This window comes from Tardiphaga sp. 841_E9_N1_2 (genome assembly GCF_051811065.1).
Taxonomy (GTDB): domain Bacteria; phylum Pseudomonadota; class Alphaproteobacteria; order Rhizobiales; family Xanthobacteraceae; genus Tardiphaga; species Tardiphaga robiniae.
In genome coordinates this window covers 25,828-43,758 of record NZ_JBPWQC010000003.1, presented here as the reverse complement: position 1 = coordinate 43,758, position 17,931 = coordinate 25,828, and the positions used below count along the sequence as shown (strand labels likewise).

General features: G+C 59.7%; 20 protein-coding genes. 10 read left to right on the top strand and 10 right to left on the bottom strand.

Going from position 1 to position 17,931, the window contains the following annotated elements; genetic code table 11:
* Positions 1–39: 39 nt before the first annotated feature.
* Complete coding sequence (locus tag AB8A50_RS30480; protein WP_439066977.1) at positions 40–1,638, top strand: winged helix-turn-helix domain-containing protein; 1,599 nt, start codon at positions 40–42, stop codon at positions 1,636–1,638.
* A gap of 216 nt (positions 1,639–1,854) precedes the next feature.
* Here AB8A50_RS30480 and AB8A50_RS30475 read toward each other — a convergent pair whose 3' ends face one another.
* The 5 genes from AB8A50_RS30475 to AB8A50_RS30455 form a co-directional block, all read right to left on the bottom strand.
* Complete coding sequence (locus AB8A50_RS30475) at positions 1,855–2,295, bottom strand: MltR family transcriptional regulator (RefSeq protein WP_439066978.1); 441 nt, start codon at positions 2,293–2,295, stop codon at positions 1,855–1,857.
* Positions 2,296–2,327: 32 nt separating this feature from the next.
* The gene (locus AB8A50_RS30470; RefSeq protein WP_439066979.1) at positions 2,328–2,504 is read right to left on the bottom strand and encodes a hypothetical protein; all 177 of its coding nucleotides are present in this window, start codon (positions 2,502–2,504) and stop codon (positions 2,328–2,330) included.
* Positions 2,464–2,901, bottom strand: a complete 438-nt coding sequence (locus tag AB8A50_RS30465; RefSeq protein WP_439066980.1) for an ATP-binding protein — start codon at positions 2,899–2,901, stop codon at positions 2,464–2,466. Before AB8A50_RS30465 ends, AB8A50_RS30470 begins: the two co-directional genes overlap by 41 nt.
* A gap of 301 nt (positions 2,902–3,202) precedes the next feature.
* Positions 3,203–3,853, bottom strand: a complete 651-nt coding sequence (gene scpB / locus AB8A50_RS30460; protein ID WP_439066981.1) for an SMC-Scp complex subunit ScpB — start codon at positions 3,851–3,853, stop codon at positions 3,203–3,205.
* A gap of 1 nt (position 3,854) precedes the next feature.
* Positions 3,855–4,790, bottom strand: coding sequence for a DUF1403 family protein (locus AB8A50_RS30455; RefSeq protein ID WP_439066982.1), 936 nt, complete (start codon positions 4,788–4,790; stop codon positions 3,855–3,857).
* Positions 4,791–4,912: 122 nt separating this feature from the next.
* Between AB8A50_RS30455 and AB8A50_RS30450 the strand changes: the two genes are divergently transcribed.
* Positions 4,913–6,052 carry a site-specific integrase gene (locus tag AB8A50_RS30450; RefSeq protein ID WP_439080103.1) on the top strand — a complete coding sequence of 380 codons (1,140 nt, stop codon included), beginning with the start codon at positions 4,913–4,915 and terminating at the stop codon, positions 6,050–6,052.
* 87 nt (positions 6,053–6,139) lie between these two features.
* Here AB8A50_RS30450 and AB8A50_RS30445 read toward each other — a convergent pair whose 3' ends face one another.
* Both AB8A50_RS30445 and AB8A50_RS30440 read right to left on the bottom strand, forming a co-directional pair.
* Positions 6,140–6,535 (bottom strand): type II toxin-antitoxin system VapC family toxin, encoded by a 396-nt coding sequence (locus AB8A50_RS30445; RefSeq protein WP_120286849.1) that lies wholly within the window; start codon positions 6,533–6,535, stop codon positions 6,140–6,142.
* Positions 6,535–6,780 carry a type II toxin-antitoxin system VapB family antitoxin gene (locus AB8A50_RS30440; protein ID WP_439066984.1) on the bottom strand — a complete coding sequence of 82 codons (246 nt, stop codon included), beginning with the start codon at positions 6,778–6,780 and terminating at the stop codon, positions 6,535–6,537. Before AB8A50_RS30440 ends, AB8A50_RS30445 begins: the two co-directional genes overlap by 1 nt.
* A gap of 400 nt (positions 6,781–7,180) precedes the next feature.
* Between AB8A50_RS30440 and repA the strand changes: the two genes are divergently transcribed.
* The 4 genes from repA to AB8A50_RS30420 all read left to right on the top strand — a co-directional run bounded on the left by repA (position 7,181) and on the right by AB8A50_RS30420 (position 11,446).
* On the top strand, positions 7,181–8,389 hold the full coding sequence (gene repA / locus AB8A50_RS30435; RefSeq protein WP_439066985.1) for a plasmid partitioning protein RepA: 1,209 nt from the start codon (positions 7,181–7,183) through the stop codon (positions 8,387–8,389).
* Complete coding sequence (gene repB, locus AB8A50_RS30430) at positions 8,386–9,411, top strand: plasmid partitioning protein RepB (RefSeq protein WP_439066986.1); 1,026 nt, start codon at positions 8,386–8,388, stop codon at positions 9,409–9,411. Before repA ends, repB begins: the two co-directional genes overlap by 4 nt.
* A 194-nt stretch (positions 9,412–9,605) precedes the next feature.
* Positions 9,606–10,838, top strand: coding sequence for a plasmid replication protein RepC (gene repC, locus AB8A50_RS30425; RefSeq protein WP_439066987.1), 1,233 nt, complete (start codon positions 9,606–9,608; stop codon positions 10,836–10,838).
* A gap of 245 nt (positions 10,839–11,083) precedes the next feature.
* On the top strand, positions 11,084–11,446 hold the full coding sequence (locus tag AB8A50_RS30420) for a DUF2188 domain-containing protein (RefSeq protein WP_439067391.1): 363 nt from the start codon (positions 11,084–11,086) through the stop codon (positions 11,444–11,446).
* Between the two features lie 243 nt (positions 11,447–11,689).
* Here AB8A50_RS30420 and AB8A50_RS30415 read toward each other — a convergent pair whose 3' ends face one another.
* Entirely contained in the window at positions 11,690–12,157 is a 468-nt protein-coding gene (locus AB8A50_RS30415; protein ID WP_439066989.1) for a MarR family winged helix-turn-helix transcriptional regulator, read from the bottom strand.
* Positions 12,158–12,522: 365 nt separating this feature from the next.
* On the opposite strand from AB8A50_RS30415, the gene AB8A50_RS30410 reads away from it, so the two are divergent.
* A complete protein-coding gene (locus tag AB8A50_RS30410) occupies positions 12,523–14,055 on the top strand; it encodes a porin (RefSeq protein ID WP_439066990.1) in 1,533 nt (510 codons plus the stop codon).
* Positions 14,056–14,607: 552 nt separating this feature from the next.
* Here AB8A50_RS30410 and AB8A50_RS30405 read toward each other — a convergent pair.
* Together AB8A50_RS30405 and AB8A50_RS30400 are read right to left on the bottom strand one after the other, a co-directional pair.
* Positions 14,608–14,919 (bottom strand): HigA family addiction module antitoxin, encoded by a 312-nt coding sequence (locus AB8A50_RS30405; protein ID WP_439080102.1) that lies wholly within the window; start codon positions 14,917–14,919, stop codon positions 14,608–14,610.
* A gap of 75 nt (positions 14,920–14,994) precedes the next feature.
* Entirely contained in the window at positions 14,995–15,270 is a 276-nt protein-coding gene (locus AB8A50_RS30400) for a type II toxin-antitoxin system RelE/ParE family toxin (RefSeq protein WP_439066992.1), read from the bottom strand.
* A gap of 60 nt (positions 15,271–15,330) precedes the next feature.
* Between AB8A50_RS30400 and AB8A50_RS30395 the strand changes: the two genes are divergently transcribed.
* The 3 genes from AB8A50_RS30395 to AB8A50_RS30385 all read left to right on the top strand — a co-directional run bounded on the left by AB8A50_RS30395 (position 15,331) and on the right by AB8A50_RS30385 (position 17,643).
* Positions 15,331–16,053, top strand: coding sequence for a hypothetical protein (locus tag AB8A50_RS30395; protein ID WP_439080101.1), 723 nt, complete (start codon positions 15,331–15,333; stop codon positions 16,051–16,053).
* Between the two features lie 424 nt (positions 16,054–16,477).
* Positions 16,478–17,182 (top strand): hypothetical protein, encoded by a 705-nt coding sequence (locus AB8A50_RS30390; RefSeq protein ID WP_439066994.1) that lies wholly within the window; start codon positions 16,478–16,480, stop codon positions 17,180–17,182.
* Entirely contained in the window at positions 17,179–17,643 is a 465-nt protein-coding gene (locus AB8A50_RS30385) for a DnaA N-terminal domain-containing protein (RefSeq protein ID WP_439066995.1), read from the top strand. Before AB8A50_RS30390 ends, AB8A50_RS30385 begins: the two co-directional genes overlap by 4 nt.
* Positions 17,644–17,931 lie beyond the last annotated feature (288 nt).

Sequence of the window (17,931 nt, the reverse complement as noted above, 5' to 3'; positions counted from 1 at the left end):
GGTTTCGGTATCAGGTCGAAAAGCGCGACTGGAGCTGGTATGAGCAAAGCGCAAGGTCCCACTTTCGGAGAGCTGATCCTGGACGAGACCTGCCTGTTCGCGCGACGCGGCGGCACAACCATCCAGTTCACCCGCAACGAGCGCGCCCTGTTGCTTGCCTTTTCGCGCAACCCGCACCAGTTGATGTCGCGCAGCCGGCTGATTGAGGAGATCGCGTCGCCGGAGAACGAGTCTTCCGATCGCAACATCGATTTCCTGGTCAACCGTCTGCGCACCAAACTCAACGACAGCGCCAAGATGCCCCGTTACATCGCTACGCAATATGGTGAGGGCTATGTCTGGATCGCCGAGCCGTCGGCGGTGCCGGTCGCAGCGCCGCTGACGGGACCGATCGATGCCTATCTCGCCATCGTTCCGGCCTTTGCTGAACAAGGCGCGCGCATCGACCCGCGGGCTTCACAACTACTCGATCGATTGCGCGACGGAATCGCCATCGACCTGTCGCCCGCGCAGACGGTCGTCATCGTGGACGACTGGCGCCACGGCGTATCGAGCGGGGTGCGCTATGTATTGCAGGTGAGCTTTCAGACCGCCGGCGATCGCCTCGATTGCACGGCGACGCTGCGCGAGATGCCGTCAAAACGCATCGTCAGGGCGTTTCGCCTCGATCTCGCCGACAGCGCATCCTTTGCGTCAGAAGCGACCCGGGTTTCGCACGGCACGATCATCGAGCTACGAAACGCGCTCACCCACGCATCGGCGGGCCTCGGCACGCCGTCCGACCAACCGCTGGATGTCCGCCTGCGCGAGGCGTCGACCCTGCTGTCGTCGTCCAGTCCGGCCTGGCTCAAGAAGGGCCAGGAACTCAGCGCAGCGCGTGCGCAAAATCCGGCCGATCCCGACATTGCGCTGCAATGGTGCCTGCATCTGTTCGCGCGCCTCGTGCTCGCGGATCCCTTCACCGGCATCAGCAGCGAAGAACGCGCCGAGATCGAGGGCGAGATCGAGGCCACGGCGCTGGATTGTCTGCCGGCGATCGAGAACAATCCGCTGCTGATGCTGGCGGCCGCCAAGGTGTTGTATTTCGTCCATCGCGGTCATCTCGACCTCGCCGAGGATCTCGCCGATCGCGCCTTCGCACGCACGGCCGACTTCGCGGCCGCGCTGCCCCTGATGGGTCAGTTGCGGCAGGCACGGGGCAACTTCAAGGAAGCCGTCATCCTGTTCGACCGCGGCATCGAGATGGCCGATCCGGAGTCCGCGTTCCTGCTCTATCTGCGCGTGCTGAAATGCATCGCGTTGCTGGCGTCGGGCGATCGCAGCGCGCTCGATGCCGCCAACACCTTCACCTACGATATTCCTCACAGCCCCGCGCTTGTCGTGATGATCGGCATGACCATGACGGCCGCCGATCAGCCGCTGTCAGAGGCCGTGGAGAAGACGCTGACCGCGGCCGGCTCTATCGGCGTCCGCAATGCACTCGAGTATGTCTATTCCACCTCAGTGCGTCATCTCATCGCACGAACAGCACGCGCGAATGTCATGCGCGGGTTAGTCGCGCATGCGATGCGTCTGCACGGTGCAGTGGCGATTCCGCCTATCGTCCCGGCCGGCACCGGCCTTATCATTGATGCGTGACCGCGGCTCCAGTTGGCTCATCTGAGCCATCATGGAGCGCTGGGAGATCGCGCACCCGAGATGACCTGAAGTCATCTACGCGATCCAGACCCGAGATTTTACCTAGGACGGAAATCGGCTGCGCGCGGGCGTGAGTAGACGTGTCCGCTTTGCGTCCGACATCGGACGTTCGGCCGTCGAATGTTATGGAACGTGCAGCTTAAAGGCTGGCGGCGACTAGTCATCCTTTGGGAATCCGTCGACGAATGTCCAAACCGTGCCGAATAACGGTAATCGTGCTCTCAGATCCGGTTCATGCGCTGCTTGTAAGAACAATCCAGTCAGCGCCTGAGATATGACGGTGAACTGTGCACTAGCCGATCGCCGCTCATTATTTGTGTCGAGGGATATGATGGCCCCGTACAGCTTCAATCGATTACACACGACCGAGACGGCAGGAGTTTTGAAGTCAAGGTGGACCGTCGAGTGAGCAAAGGCATTTCGGACGGTGCGGATTGTGTCGAGGTCGTCACGGACAATCTTGCCATACAAGCCCAGAGCGTATCCGATTTTGATTTTGGCGGAGAATGAGGAAAGCGGCGCTTCACCTTCAAACAGCCCGCTCACCGCTCTGTCGGCTTCCTTTTCGTCGCTCGGCCATTTTAAGGCTGAGATCACACATGCTTCGAGGGCGCGTTCGAGGAGCGCGCTTAGACGCCGGCGTCCTTGAGGTCCTGAATAAGCTCACCTGACTTTTCAGCCTGACGCTGGCGGAAATAATCGCCCAGTTGATCGCGGATGTATTCGAGAACCCGGGCAAAATCGGGATCAGTCAGGCCTTCGAACTCAAGAAGGTTGGCCTTGGCAATCTCGTTGAAGATCGGCATCGATTTCGATCTTGATCCGGTATCGCTTAGCCTTGTCCTCGTACACGGAGTTCCACACAGCGCGGCGTGCGAGCGAGTAGAAGCGGAGGCGACCTTGGCCCTCCTTGCCATGAATGGCGCGCCCGAGAACGGGCGTCCGTGGCGCGTGAAGCTTCCACGAGTCACCGAGGCTCTCGAAGTCATGTTCGGCACGAACCTTCGTGATGCCAATGCCGGTGTCGGGGATCACAATGCTCTCGAGGCCCCCGAGCGCATTCCGGACTAAATCGACGCTCGTCGTCGCTGCATCGGCATCGAGCGCGTTCCAAACAAACTCCGAAATCGCCTTGATGAAGTCGCGCGTGCTCGCAACCTTCTCAAGGTGATCGTTTTTCGCTTTAAGTGTGAGAACAACCATGCTGCTTCGGCCAAGCCTGCGGAAAAAGACAATGACACCCTGGATGGCCGAGACACCAGAGTTTAAGCGGGCGGCCTAGAAGCCATCCACTGGGACGTAGCTTTAAGGTCGTTGCTCGTTGTTTGTTCTACGGCTTCGCCTTGACTGCACAGGAACCGCCAACTGACAGACCGGACTTACCAGGAGAGTGGCTGCTCCGCTTGGCCGCAGGCCTGTCCTTTCATGATCATGTGGGACTGGGCCCGCGGCTGGCGGCACGCAGGAAGCCGAGTCCGGCATGCCGTTAGAATATCGTGGTCCGCTATTGCTCCTCGATCTCTCCTGCCGTGAGCATGATGTCGGCCGCAAACAAGTTCTCCTTGCTCAGGAGCCCGGCATCTTCAAGCGCCTCCATGTCGGGCAGATCGCGCAGCGTGTCGAACCCGAACTGCGCCAGGAATGCCTTGGTCGTCACATAGGTGTAGGGCGCGCCGGGCTGCGGTGCCCGCGGGCCGGAGCCAATCAAATCCAGTCTGCGCAGCTGCCCGATGACGTCGCGGCTGATCTCCTTGCCGAAGAATCTCCCGAGCTCGGCGCGGGTGATCGGCTGGAAATAGCCCACGCACAGCAGCACCTGCATCTCGCTCGCCGACAGCGCGCCGCCCGGCTCCCCGGCCCCGGTCGCGGTGCGGATCGCGTCCGCAAATTGTTTGCGGGTGCGGTGCTGCCAGCCGCCGGCGACGGCGACGAGCTCATAGGGTCGGCCGCGCAACTCGGCCTGGATGTCGTCGATGATCAGATCGAGATTGCAGTTCGGGCCGACGACCTTCGCGAGCATGGCGCGGGTGACCGGCTCGCGTGACGCAAAGATCACCGCCTCGACCCGGCCCATCCATTCGCGCCAGCGCAGCGCGCTCGGCAGATCCGCCAGCGCGGTGTCCAACGTCACGTTGGCTCTTGGTCGGCGTCCCATCCTACAGCCCGTACAGTCGGAACGTCGGCCGCCCGGTCAGTTCGCGGACGACGCCGAGCGACACCAGCCGTTCAAACAACCGGCGGCTGGAGCGATCGCTGGCGGTCTGCCCTCCCCGCGCCGGCTGCGCATCCTCGCTGAGCAAGGTCGCCACCATGCTGTCGGCGTCCCGGCTGCGTAGTTTTGGCGCCGCGGCGAGCAAGCGATCTGCGCGGTGTCCGAGTTCGGCATAGCGATCCCAGGCGGCAGCGGCGGCGCGCGCATAAGCCAGGCTGCAGACCTGCATCCAGCCTTGATCGTCGCAGTCAATTGTTGCCCGGCGCAGAGCATTGCCGGTGAGATGCGCCGCCAGCAATGGCACCGGCGCCGGCCAGCTGAGGTGATGGGCGAGCACGGCATCGGCCAGCCACAGCGCCAGCGCCCGGCAGTCCGGTCGAACCCGCAAACTTATCGCGGCCGTTGCGCCGGCCGCGCGAACTGGATTGCCGCCGCCCGAACATTGAAGACGCGCAAAAGCAATGACCTCTTGGAGCTTCTCGTCGTCACGGCACGCCAGCAAGGCGGGCATGGTTGGCCCGGTGTTGAAGGCGAGTGCCTTGCCGGTGCCGAGCAGGCGCCAAGCGCCGAGCAATCGGCCGGCTGGGCCGGGATCGGTGGCACTCTGGCGCAGGTACCAATGGTCGCGCAAAGTTGTTTCGCCTTCGGTGCGACCGTCCTGCCACGCGAGTACAGCGGCGCACTGGAGCGCCAGGCGCTGGCGCCAGAGCCGGCCCAGCAAATGCTCGTCGCGGGCCAACGGATGCAGCGCCGCGAGCGCTGCGCCAGCCACAAATGGCGCATCGTCCGCGCGGCCTGGGACATCGCGCAGCCGCGCCCAGCCCGGCATCGGCGGGAAGCGGCGGGGCGGTGCGGGAATCGTTCGAGCGCGGGAAGACATGCCGGAGGATAAGTTGCCGCGGCGCTTATTGCCACAAAAAGCGCCAAAACCGCCCCAGGTTATGGTTAATAAAAACGAACGATAATGTTGCCTTATCGTTCGTTTTTCGAATACTCGCCCATATGAGTCTTGCCGCCCCCTCCAGCGCCGAATCCGCGACCCAAGATGGCGCCGCTCCGCCCGACGGCGCGACCGCCCCCGGCGATCGTGCGGTCGCAGACCCGGCGGGCGACGGCCTTAGCGCCCTGCCCGCCCCGGTCAGAGATCCCCGTATGCCGCCGCAGCTCGCCCGGCTGGCCGATCGCGCCCGTGACTATGTCGATGCCGCGAGCTCCGCCAATACCCGCCGCGCCTACGCCGCCGACTGGAAGCATTTTGCCGCCTGGTGCCGGCGCCATAACCTCGAGGTGCTGCCGCCCTCCCCGCAGACCGTCGGCCTTTATGTCACCGCCTGCGCCTCCGGTGCTGCGGCCGCAGATGGCCTGCCGAATTCCGTCGCCACCATCGAGCGCCGGCTGTCGGCGCTGAGCTGGAATTATGCGCAGCGCGGCACGGCGCTGGACCGTGCCGACCGTCACATCGCCACCGTGATGGCCGGGATCCGCAACACCCATGACGCCCCGCCCGGGCAGAAAGACGCCGTGCTGCCCGAGGACGTCATCGCCATGCTGGAGACGCTGGATCGCGGCAGCCTGCGGGGGCTGCGCGACCGTGCCATGCTGCTGCTCGGTTTTGCCGGCGGACTGCGGCGCTCGGAGATCGTCGGCCTCGACCTGCACCGGGACGACACTGAGGATGGCCGCGGCTGGGTCGAGGTTCTCGACAAGGGCATGCTCGTCACTCTGCGCGGCAAGACCGGCTGGCGCGAGATCGAGATCGGCCGCGGCTCGTCGGATGTCACCTGCCCGGTCACGGCGCTGCAGACCTGGTTGAACCTGGCCCGCATCGGTCACGGCCCGCTGTTCCGCCGGGTGACCGGGCAGGGCAGGGAGGTCGGACCAGATCGCCTGCACGACCAGGAGATCGCCCGGCTGGTCAAACGGGCCGCGCTTGCCGCTGGCGTCCGAGCCGATCTCAGCGAAGGCGACCGGGAGGGCAAGTTCGCCGGGCATTCGCTGCGTGCCGGCCTCGCCACCTCCGCCGAGGTCGATGAGCGCTACGTCCAGAAGCAGCTCGGCCACGCCAGCGCCGAGCAGACCCGGAAGTACCAGCGGCGCCGCGATCGCTTTCGGGTCAATTTGACCAAGGCGGCAGGGCTGTAGCGTTGTTTGGCGTGGGCCTAGCGAGGATCAACTTGCGGCGTTTGCCAGGCCCGAAGGTGGCCTGGACGGAATGAGACGATCCGAAAACTAAGCTGCCTCAATATCGGTCTGCGGAAAATCGCCACCCTTAAACATCAGAGGCTCGCCAAGATGACGAGCACACGCGTAAGCGAAGCAGTCTCCGAAATTCAGCCGAGCTGGGTGCCGACCTTTGCCGAAACGGTCGAAAGCGTTGAGTGCAATCTGGGCCGCCTCAGGCGGTACAGGCACCGCCGTGATCTCCATGAGCGACAAGTAACTTTCAACAGCCTCAGCAGCATCAGCTATCGGAAGATTAAGAATGCGCGCGACGGCGATCGCTGTTTCCCATACTGCGAGAGGCGAAGTCAGTCGGGTTTTCGCGCGCTGGACCCGGGCGAGCAACTCCCGCGCCTCATTTTCGTCGGTCAGCATCGCCGTGAGCGCCGACGCGTCGATAAACATCAGGCTTCTTCATATAGGCTGTCGCGGAACGCCTTATCCGCAGGCTTACCATTCTGCGGATCGGCCTTGGCTCTCAGATCGCGACAGAATTGTACCCCAAGATCGACTAAGCTCGGCGCGCCCTGTTCGCGCTCAAGTTCATGAGCCAAGGCAGCATGCACAGCCTCGGTCAAACCGATATTCTTTAGCGCTGCGACGCGCCGGGCTAACGCGTCCGTCTCGGGATTTTTAATATGGAAAGCCATGGACGGCCTCTACCTTGCATCGTGTAGCCTAATATAACGAGAAGGATAGACGATTATAAGTGGTCGGTGAATGGGGTGTTGGACGTTTCCCTCCAATGGAATCAACATGGCAGAGCGGCCGCTGCCGGCTGTTCCGCCGGGTCGAAGGGCAGGGGTGGGAGGACCCGGCTCGTCCCGACAACCAGGAGGTTGCCTCGCCAGCCAATCGGGCTGCGCTCGCAAGGGCAAGGTCTCGATTGCAATGGCAAGCATGCAAGAACGTTGTCTGCTGACAACATTCTTTCGCTGGACGTGTGGCCGACTGTGTAACGATCCGTTAACCCTTAAATTCTTGCGGCGACTCGGAAATCGTGTTCTCTCAAGACGGACAAATGCCGTCTGACGCAGAGAAACCGTCTTAATGACAGATACCGTAGGCGATATCGGAACAGAGGCGGCGAGCTCGAGGGTGACTCGGCACGCGAGTCTCTTGTCTGGACAACTGCGCACCCTAAGCACCACGCTCTTTCCGCCCGCCGCTCACAAAACGCTGCGCTCCTTCACCTCCGGTGAAGTTGCCAAGATCGTCCGTGTGTCAGACGGATATTTGAGACAATTGTCTCTGGACGGTCTTGGACCGGTTCCTTCGACCGGGCACGGCGGTCGGCGATCTTATACGTTGGCCCAGATCAACGAACTGCGGTCGTACCTGTCCGGTGCAAGGCCGCGGGAGGGGCAAGAGTTCTTTCCGCGGAGGCGAGAGGGCGAGAAGCTCCAGGTCATTACCGTTGCCAATTTTAAAGGCGGATCAGCGAAGACAACAACCGCGTTATATCTTTCTCAGTATCTCGCACTGGCCGGCTTTCGAGTGCTGGCTTTAGATCTTGATCCCCAAGCGTCTCTTTCCGCGATGTTTGGCTATCAACCTGAATTCGATATTGGGCAAAATGAGACGATTTACGGGGCCATCCGTTATGATGATCAGCGCCGCCCGCTGAGCGAGATCATCCGCCCCACGTATTTTGACGGGATTAGCCTCGTTCCCGGAAATCTCGAGCTTATGGAGTTCGAGCATCATACGCCAAGAGCGATGATCGAACGACGGGAGAGGGGGCATGACCTATTCTTCCGGAGGTTAGCAGTCGCGATCGATGAAGTGGCCGACGATTACGACGTGGTCGTAATCGACTGCCCGCCGCAGCTCGGCTATCTCACGATGGGAGCGCTTAACGCCGCAACGGCGATGCTCGTAACGATCCATCCGCAAATGGTGGATGTTGCTTCGATGAGTCAGTTCCTGCTGATGACTTCTGACCTCATGGCAGTCATCGAAGAAGCGGGCGGCAGGCTAGATCATGACTTCATTCGCTACGTCATCACCCGCCACGATCCTAATGACGTACCGGAAGCTCAAATCGTTGCGCTTCTACGAAATCTGTTCGGGTCCGACGTGCTGCAAGCCACGGTATGGAAGTCGACGGCGATCGCCAATGCGGGCTTAACCAAGCAATCGCTTTACGAACTCGACCGCGGATCGGTAGGGAGGGCAGCATACGAACGGGCTCTCGAATCGGTAGACGCGGTCAACGGCGAAATCGCCCAACTCATGAAGAAGGTGTGGGGACGATGAGCAAACGCACTGACACGATCAAAAGTCTGTTCACAGCGCCTCCGGCCGGATCGTTGTCTGCGGACAACAAAAACCCGGGGGCGCCGATGCCCGCGCGAGTCTCGGCCGGCGCAGTGAGATCGTTGAAGGATTCCTTTTCCGAGGTCGAAAAGGAAAACCAGGAACTGCGAGACCAGATTGCTGCAGGCGCGTCGATAATGGAAATCGATCCGCTGCTAGTTGACCCCTCTCCCGTCGTTGATCGGCTGCGCGACGATGACTCCAGCACCGACGAAGTATTAAAGCAGTCAATCGCGCAGAGGGGCCAGGAGGTCCCGATCCTCGTCCGTCATCACCCGACAATGGCCGGACGATATCAAAGTGCCTACGGGCACCGTCGCGTCCGTATTGCGCGGCAATTGGGCATCTTGATTAAGGCGATCCTCAAGCCGCTCTCAGATGAACAGCTCGTAATTGCCCAAGGCCTTGAGAACGGTCCGCGAGAAGACCTAAGCTTCGTTGAGCGAGCAATGTTTGCGCTGCGCATCGAAGAGGCTGGTCACAAGCGGTCGGTGGTTCAAGATGCGCTAGCCATCGACAGAGCTGAAGCTTCGAAATTGATCGCTGTTGCTAAGGCGATCCCACGCGACATCGTTGAGGCAATCGGTAAGGCTCCAAAGGTTGGTCGCGGTCGATGGCAAAGTTTTTCTGAACTGCTTTCGGACGTCGAAGCAGTCAAGCGCATCCGTACTGCGATCGGTGATCCGGTTTTCGCTAGCCAAGATTCAGATACGAGATTTCTCGCTGCTTTTTCTGCGGCTCGTCCGGTAGTTCGGCAAGTACGGAAGAATGATCACACAGCCCGGGTCTTGGCGGGCAATGGCGAGCAGATTGGTGAAGTTCAGCGAGCAGATCGTGAACTCAGACTTATCCTCGACAAGAAAGTGCCTGCTGCGTTTGCGGACTTTTTGGTCGGACAACTTCCGCGCTTGTTTGATTCGTTTTCCGGGTCTGAGGAGCGACGGGATGCCCCCGAGACGTAGCGAGCGTCTCAGTCACTAACACGAACCAGGAGCAGCGCTAGGCAAAAGAAAAAAGGCCCCCGAAACGAGTTCCGGAAGCCCTCTCTTCAAGTCTGACAACTGAGAGAGAATCACTTTCGCTAATCGTAGTCAAGACTGAACGCGATTCGTCGTTTCGGTAGCGGATTTTCTTTGCCCTAACTGAGGGCGAACATATGAATACGCATACCCCCACGACGCCCTTTGGGCGGCGGTCGCTGACGCTTGCCCATGTGGCGAGCCAGATGGTGGCCACTGAGAGGCCGCCTGAGAAGGTCGTGCACAAATGGAAGGTCTATCAGACCATCTGTGCCGCCCGACCACGGCTCGCGGTTTCCGAGCGATCGCTTTCGGTGCTGAATGCGCTCCTGACATTTCATCCAGAGACCACGTTGACGGGGGAGGGCGATCTGATCGTCTTCCCGTCCAACCATCAATTGTCGTTACGCGCACACGGGATGCCGGCATCCACGTTACGGCGCCATCTTGCCGTGCTGGTCGATGCTGGCTTGGTCGTTCGGCGCGACAGCCCGAATGGCAAGCGCTATGCCCGCAAGGGCACCGCCGGCGAGATCGAATTCGCTTTCGGCTTCGATCTGTCTCCGCTGGTTGTTCGATCGGAAGAGTTCGCAGGCCTCGCCGCCGAGATCCAGGCAGAAGCGCGGGCGCTGAAGCTTGTCCGCGAGCGGATCACGCTATGCCGGCGCGACATCGCCAAGATGATCGCTACGGGCATCGAGGACGATGTCCCGACACGTCGGGGAGGGCAGGGCCCGGCCGACTGGCAGGAGGTCCACACGGCCTTCCGCTCCATCGTGGACGCGATTCCGCGCACGGCGACCAGGCAAGAACTAGAGCCGATTGCCGAGGAGCTTTCGCAGCTTGCTGACGACGTCCTCAATCTTCTCGAAACACACATTAAATCCAAGAATACGAGCGCCAATGAGTCCCATTCCGAGCGTCACATACAGAGTTCAAATACAGACCCCCTTATTGATCTTGAACCTAGCCTTGCAGAAGGCAGGGCTGAAACTCTCGAGACAAAGCCGCGGGCAGAGGCGAGGGTGGAAGCAACCTACCCATTGGGGATGGTGCTGAATGCTTGCCCCGACATCGTCGATTACGCGAAGAGTGGAATTGCGAACTGGCGCGATTTTCTCGCCACTGCCGCGGTCATCCGCTCGATGCTGGGGATCAGTCCAAGCGCCTGGGAGGAGGCCGAAAAGGTGCTCGGCGAAACGCCGGCCGCGATCGTGGTTGCGTGCATCCTGCAGCGCGGGGAGGCGATCAGATCCGCCGGCGGATACCTGCGCGGGTTGACGCAGAAGGCGAGGAACGGTGAGTTCTCGCTCGGCCCGATTTTGATGTCGCAGATCAATTCGAAGCTTCGTGAAAAGCGGCGGGCGTGATGCGATGGTCTCCGGTAAGGCACGCAAGTGCTGTTCTGGAAGAGTACAGCACTCCTTTCGATGAGGTGGGCCGAGTCTGGTATCGCAACACTGTTAGCGCCTGCGAGCTTCTCGTGAAAAAACCGGATCAACTCGTCCGCTCTTAAACTTGGCGGCCTAAGTGATCGGGACGTTTGTCGCTCAATGCTATGCTCATGATCAGGCGCGTACGCGTAGAGTGATCGCCCGCACTTTCCTGCGGGAAGATGAGGTTACGAGGAGATGATAAGCCTTGTCTCCATCGGTATTCTTCCGATCGAATGTCACGACAACAACATTGTCCGTGCGCTGCACCATGGTCTAAAATTTCAATCAAGCGCAGGGAGATCGAGATGCCAGAGCGAGCGAAGTTCTACGTCATTAGCAATGACGGAAAATGGATAATTCAGCACCTGAGCAAGAACATCGGGACGTATAAGACACAGACCGAGGCCATGGATGACGCGCGGAAGATGGCAAAGAGACAACATGATGAAGGCCACAAGGCCCAGGTCCTAGTGCAAGGTAAGGACAAGCAGTTCCGAACGGAATGGACGTACGGGGACGATCCTACTGAAACGTTGGGCTAAGCTTAGACCGCCGAGCTTGCCAGTGACTGCTGATGAAGCCGCCAACCCCGAAAAAAAATCGACAAGAAGAGAGTTCGTTCAAGCAAGGCACAGCAAAGAAAGCGCCCCGACGCTTAGCCCGGAGCGCCGAGCTTCGCCTAAGCGTGGCTTTTGCAGTTACGCCGACTATTGACACAGCATCTCTACATGACGCGCGTCGTCGCCGCTTTTTGTGCATCAACAGGCGACGAGCGGGGCGCGACGTCAATCATCCAGCGCTAAAACAAGGGGAGCCTTTCCGTACCGCTTCTCCAAGCGCCTTAGAGCAGTGAGAAGGGTTTCAAGTTCGCGCGCTTCGAAGTCTGCAAACAGAAAAGCGTTAAGCGAAGACTGCCGTTGCTCGACAGCCATCATACCTTTTGATGCAAGTTCGGTGAGTGACATCAGCATGACGCGTCCATCTTCCTTGGACTGCCGACGGTGAACGAGGTTTTCCTTCTCCAGCAGTTTTGTCTGGGCTGTGACGAATGAGGGGTCGACGCGCACTCGACGCGCCACTTCTGCCACCCGTATCCCGGCGCCTTCGTCGAGTGCCTTGATGGCTGCTAAAATCGACCATTGCGGTACGGTTATGCCCATCGGTTTTGCCCAGAACTCTTGGGTCTCACCTAGCAGCCGACTTATCGATTCCAGGGCGTCAATTAGCGCCTGAGGCGTCTTTCCATCGAACATTGAGGCAGGTTCCATCACACCCTTGCCATATTACTGAATCTCCACCGCGTAAAAATCTCATCAATATCAAGTACTTGCTGCGTCCGCTCACAAAATCGTGTGTTGCCGGAATGCAACGATGCTTAACTTCCGATCAAGTGAGGCGGCAAAGTATTTTGCTAATGTGATTTGCTCATGCATTGTTGTTCCAGCGATGGGGCTCGCCCGACTCGCTCCGTCAGTGGTTCGCTTAGTACCTCGCGTACGCGGGTTTCCGAAGCGCGAAGTGCTCGGCGGTTAGTTTGGGGACTTGGGGGACTAAATCTTCGGGCGTTCGCGCCTGGCAGATCCGGAACCTTCCCTTTTGGACAACTTGGAGGTTTAACATGACAACGATTAAGGGCCTTATTCTCGGCTCGGCGGCAGGTTTGCTCGCCATCGGCGGAGCCCAGGCAGCCGATCTTCCGGTGAAGGCCAAGGCGGTGGAATACGTGAAGATCTGCTCGCTCTACGGCGCAGGCTTCTACTACATCCCGGGCACCGACACCTGCATCAAGATCGGCGGCGCGATCCGTTTGGACGTTGCGTTCAACGGCAGCACCTACGACGTTCCGTTCTGGCAGGGTGGTGCCGGCGGCAACAATCTCTGGACCAAGAACTACTTCTCGACCCGTGAACGCGTCAACTTGACGACGGACACCCGCACCGCGACCGAATACGGCGTGGTTCGTACCTACGCGAACATCCAGTTCGACTTCCTCCAGGATCGTGAATCGATCGCTGGCGGTTACACCGAAGTCGACTACGCGTTCATCCAGTTCGCCGGCTTCACCTTCGGTAAGGCCGTCTCGCAGTTCGATCCCCAGTGGGCGCTCGCCAAGCCGTACATCTCGTCGGGCTTCAACGCTGGTTCGAACAACGCGACCGGTATCCCGCAGCTCGCTTATACCGCTTCGTTCGGTAACGGCGTGTCGGGCACGATCTCGATCGAAAACGCATCGCCCTACCGCAACGCCGGTCTCTGGAACACCAACTCGTTCATCGTCGGCCCGGGCGCATCTTCGTTCACAGGCGCGTTCTACGGTTCGGCCTCGAACACCTTCCTGGGTAACTCCTACGGCGGCAACCACATTCCTGACATCGTCGGCAACATCCGCCTCGATCAGGCTTGGGGCACCTTGCACTTCGGCGCAGCAATGCACGCCATCACCCCGGGCCTTTACTCGGGTGCGAACGAGCAGCTCGGTCACGCTGACGACAGCTACGGCTTCGCAGTTACCGGTGCGGTCGAATTCAAGAACCTGCCCACCGGCGCAGGCGATAGCTTGAAGATCGAAGCATCGTACGGCAAGGGCGCAGCCAAGTACGTCTTCGGTGGCACGACCGACACCTCGGGTGGCGGCCGCTATGCGAAGGTTGATGGTAACAGCCTCGGCTTCGGTTACGTGCTCGACGGCGTTTACTCCACCAACGGCCAGGTCATCCAGAGCTCTGCTTGGGAAGTTAGCGCTTTCTACGAGCACTACTGGAACCCGGCTTGGCGCACCTCGCTGTTTGGCAACTACAGCCATATCTCGTACGGCTCCGGCAATGACCTGATGATGGCCTCCTTCCAGGGCCTGACCACTGGTGGTCCGGGCTTCAACTCGTCGGCCGCAGGCGCCGCTCGTGCAGGCGTGTTCGCCGGCACCGGCAACTTCGACCTGGGTCTCGCCCAGATCGGTACCCGTACCGCCTGGACCCCGGTTCAGAACCTGACCCTGTCGGCACAGTTCACCTACAGCCGCCTCGATCAGAACCTGAACGGCACCTACACCACGCTTGCTACTGGCGTGTCGGGCAAGCCGGCCGGTACGATCTTCAATACCGCCGACCAGAACCTCTACAACGGTTCGGTGCAGATCCTGCGCTCCTTCTAATTCTGATCGTCTCACGACGGCCAGTCTTTGAAACAAAGACCCCCGGCAGGAAACTGCCGGGGGTTTTTGCTTTAGATATTCCAGTTATGTGACAAAATAAGTTATTGCGAAAACGTTCTTCACTCATCTAAGCTTGCTGTTACCGGTTGCGGGATCGCGATCGGATGTAAACCTCCAAAGCCCCCGGGAATGCCCTCCCGGGGGTTTTTTAGTCGGCGGCTGATTGTCCTCGGCGAGGACTACACGCCGCACGACGGGTTCCGAAGACGGATCTTAACGACGCCCTGACACCGTGCACAGGGGCTTCGACAGCTACGTCACGATCACGTTTAAGAGCAAAACGGCCGATTGGTGTTGTGGATCGCGGACGGGGACCGTTCAATATCAAAGGGTCCGGCATCGGTCTGTCGAGCAGCAGACAATGCAATCCGTATGGGTGGGTATAGCACTCAGCGATGACGTCGTTCAAAACCGTTCCTTTCCGGAACAGTTTCCGCAAGCGGGCTCTCAATCAATCGAGCGGTGAACAAACGTGAGTCGAAACTGAGATGCTCACGCGGACTGCAGAAGCTTGATTTTGCTGACATCAACGGAGCGTTCAGCGTGCCAGGTGTCATACGCCCCCTGCATACGAACCCACGTGCCGGCACCGCCCCCAAACAACTTGGCGACGCGGACGGCGATTTCCGGCGAAAGCGGCTTCTTCTCACTGAGGATGTCATGAAGGTGCTGCCGGGAAATGCCAAGCAGCTCCGCGATTTCGGTCTTGGTGCGGCGGGTGGCCGGGATCACATCTTCGCGCAACAGCGCGCCAGGATGCGAGGGGCAGCGATTCGTGCTGCGCTTGGCGGCGTATTCACTCATTTTCGCTCTCCAGCGTTTGCCTGCGGCCTAATTTAATTCCCTGGGCCGATGGGCAGCAGGACACCGACCCTCATTTCAATGATACTGCTCAAAATCCACGCGGTAGGCGTCGCCTTTTTCAAGCTCGAAGGTGATGCACCAAGGTCCGTTGACGTGAACAGAATAGCGCTGCGGCTTTCCCTTTAGCGGGTGGAAGTCGAAGCCGACGAGATTCATGTCGTCCGGAGCCGAAGCTTCTTCAAGACGATCGAGCCGCCTCAGAATGCGTTCCTGCATCCTTTTATCGATCTTTGCCGATTTCTCCTTTTCCCAGAAATCCGCCAAGCTCTTGCTGCGAAACGACTTGATCATGCGATGCGTTGTAAGCTATCGTCTTACATCGTGTCAACAGTTAGACGGCAGTAGAAATAAGTGAATGCGCCTTTGGTTCCCCCTCGTTGGATCAGTTTGCGCGAAGCGTTGGAGCATGTCGTCGCTTATCGGCATTCCTCGAAATTGGCTCAAACGGCGCTCCGTGACGCTCTAGCCGCCGGCAAAATAGCCTCGCTTGCAGCGAGTTATCGAGCTGTTCCGTACCACTATGTTCCTCACAGTCCTTTCGAGCTGAAAAGTTTTTGGCCGCCTCCCGTCCCCGTCGCCAGGCAAAACTACGAAATTGAACCCGCGCTTTGGGAGCAGCTGACCATCGTCTGGCACGAGTCCGCGGCCTCGCGAAATCAAGAGATGAAGCCAAAGGAGTACGGCAGGTGGGGGGAGAGCGAGAAGCGTTTGGCTGCACGTGCAGTTTTGCATCCCACCATCGACATGTCTGGGATCGTGGTTTCCGAGGCGCACATCTTCGAGATCTGGCCGCGGCTCGTCATTGATGAAGGCGCAAACGCGCCGAAGGCGTTGCCGAGCCAGACAGAGCAGGTTGGGCGCCGGAAGGGAACGGGTTTGTACTATGTCGCCGATACAAAGACGCTCAAGGAGGTCATTGAAATGATTGACGCAGGCGCGGCCGTGTCGTGCGATGGCGCCGTCAATGAAATTTTGAGGAGGGATCCCTCACGTCTGGTCGGTAAATCGGACGATGGCATGAGAAGGCGGATTCGTGACCGCTACAGACTGTATCGGCGGAGCGCAGCTCTCTAATAGCCTCCATTCCTCTCCATTCTCCTCCAATATATCTCCATCATTTCCTCTGTCCGCCAAGGCGCTGGATGGGCCATCGTCCGACTCACAGTCAGTCACGACGAGAATGGACGATGGCACCAGCGACGAACAATATGCTCTCCGCACGGGCGATGGGGAGGAGTTACGATCAAAACGGCCCAACCGTGGCCCCTTTGGGTGAGGATCAAGCGCTCGGCTTTCCTCATCCGACCCGGATCTGCGGTCACCGCTACTTCAAGCAAGCTCAGATCCTAGGGTGGGGGCGTCGACCGCGACGGTCGGTGGACGACAGGACGAGATCACCAGAGGCTGAGCCTGTCTATTTTAGAACGTTCACGGCTTCATGCATGCTTGCGCGCTGCGAGCCGTCGTTTCCCGAGGCGCTCGACCGGAACGAACGTCGATGACAATTATCAGAAGAAGACACAATTCTCGCTACGCAACGTTTCCGAACGCGGTCTGGGAAGACCGTCGGATCGGTGCAGACGAGAAGGGCGTTCTAGGTTACCTGCTGTCGCGCCCGCCCACCTGGGATGTGAGTCTTTCGCAGGTCGGTGAGGTGATGAACGTCGGCAAAGATCGCATGCAGCGGATCTTCCGCTCGCTAATTGCTGCCGGCTACGTCACCCGGGAAGTTGTCCGTAATGAAAGTGGCGTCATCGTCGCGCTCGAGTACGTCGTGCGCGACGAGGCAGAACCGGTAACGGACATTGATGATGGCGATGCCGATCTCGTCACACAACCGGTGCGCTTTCTACCGCAGCCTGAAAAACCGGCTCCGGCTGCCCCGGCGCCGGGTAAGGCGGCTGCATATAAAGAAATGAAGACACTAAATACTGATCATACTAAACCTTCTTTTCTTACAGCGAGCTCTACTGCTGCGCGCGCGCGACCCCCTTCAACTTCACCGCCTCTCGGAACCCAGGAGCTGCAATCGCAAGTCGCCAGCCGGCTTGGCGAAGGCGATGTCGCGCGTGGTTGGGGAATACTCTGGGAACTTAGCCCCAGCAGGATTGACCAGCTTACCGCTCAGCAGCGATCGGGCAGACTGTCTGAACAAGGCTTGGCAAAGGTTCGGCTTGAGCTGTTGGCCGGGAGGGTCTCATGACAGGCAGCATTTCAACGGACCGTCTGTTTCGCTTGGCGGACACACTGCGCAAGGTCGATGATGCCGATGCGAGATTGCTGGCCAAGCTAATCGAAGGACTAGTGCGCGTTATGGAAGACGACGGGCAATCTGACCAACTAAAGCAGCTAGACACACCAGACACAGCTGTGCCCGTTGTTCGCTCCGATCCCTTCGAGCGGCCCGACATGCACCCCTTACTGGCCGCCGTGGTGTCGCGTCTCCGGGTGCGGCTCGGCGACGATAAGTGTGCCGCCTGGATCATGAAGCTGAGCTTTGTTGACGAAAGGGCGGATATCGTGACCTTGGCGGCGCCAAAAAGGTTCACAGCTAACTACATCACCGCCCAATTCGGTGTGCCGCTGCTCGATGAGTGGCAAGCCGAGCAGCCCAGTGTCGTGCGGGTGGTGGTTCGCCCTGTTCAGCATCAGAGTCCTGATTAACTGTGTGTGCCGCTGAAGTAGGCGAGGGCAGGGTGAAAGAAGGCCCATCAATGCGCATCGGTCGGCCTGAAGGCGCCTCGCATGCGCGCCGGCTTCTGCCCGTTGTCGCAGCGCTGGCGGGCAGGGCAAGTGAGCAGGTTTTGCTGGCGAGGAGACCCCCCGGGTGTAGGGACCGTAAGCCCGGTTTTTCGCATTACACGGGGTCGCAGCCCCTGGTATTTCACCAGTAGATCACCTCGCAAGCGGTACACGCGAACGCGTGCGTTGCACGTGTCTGCACGCGTTTGC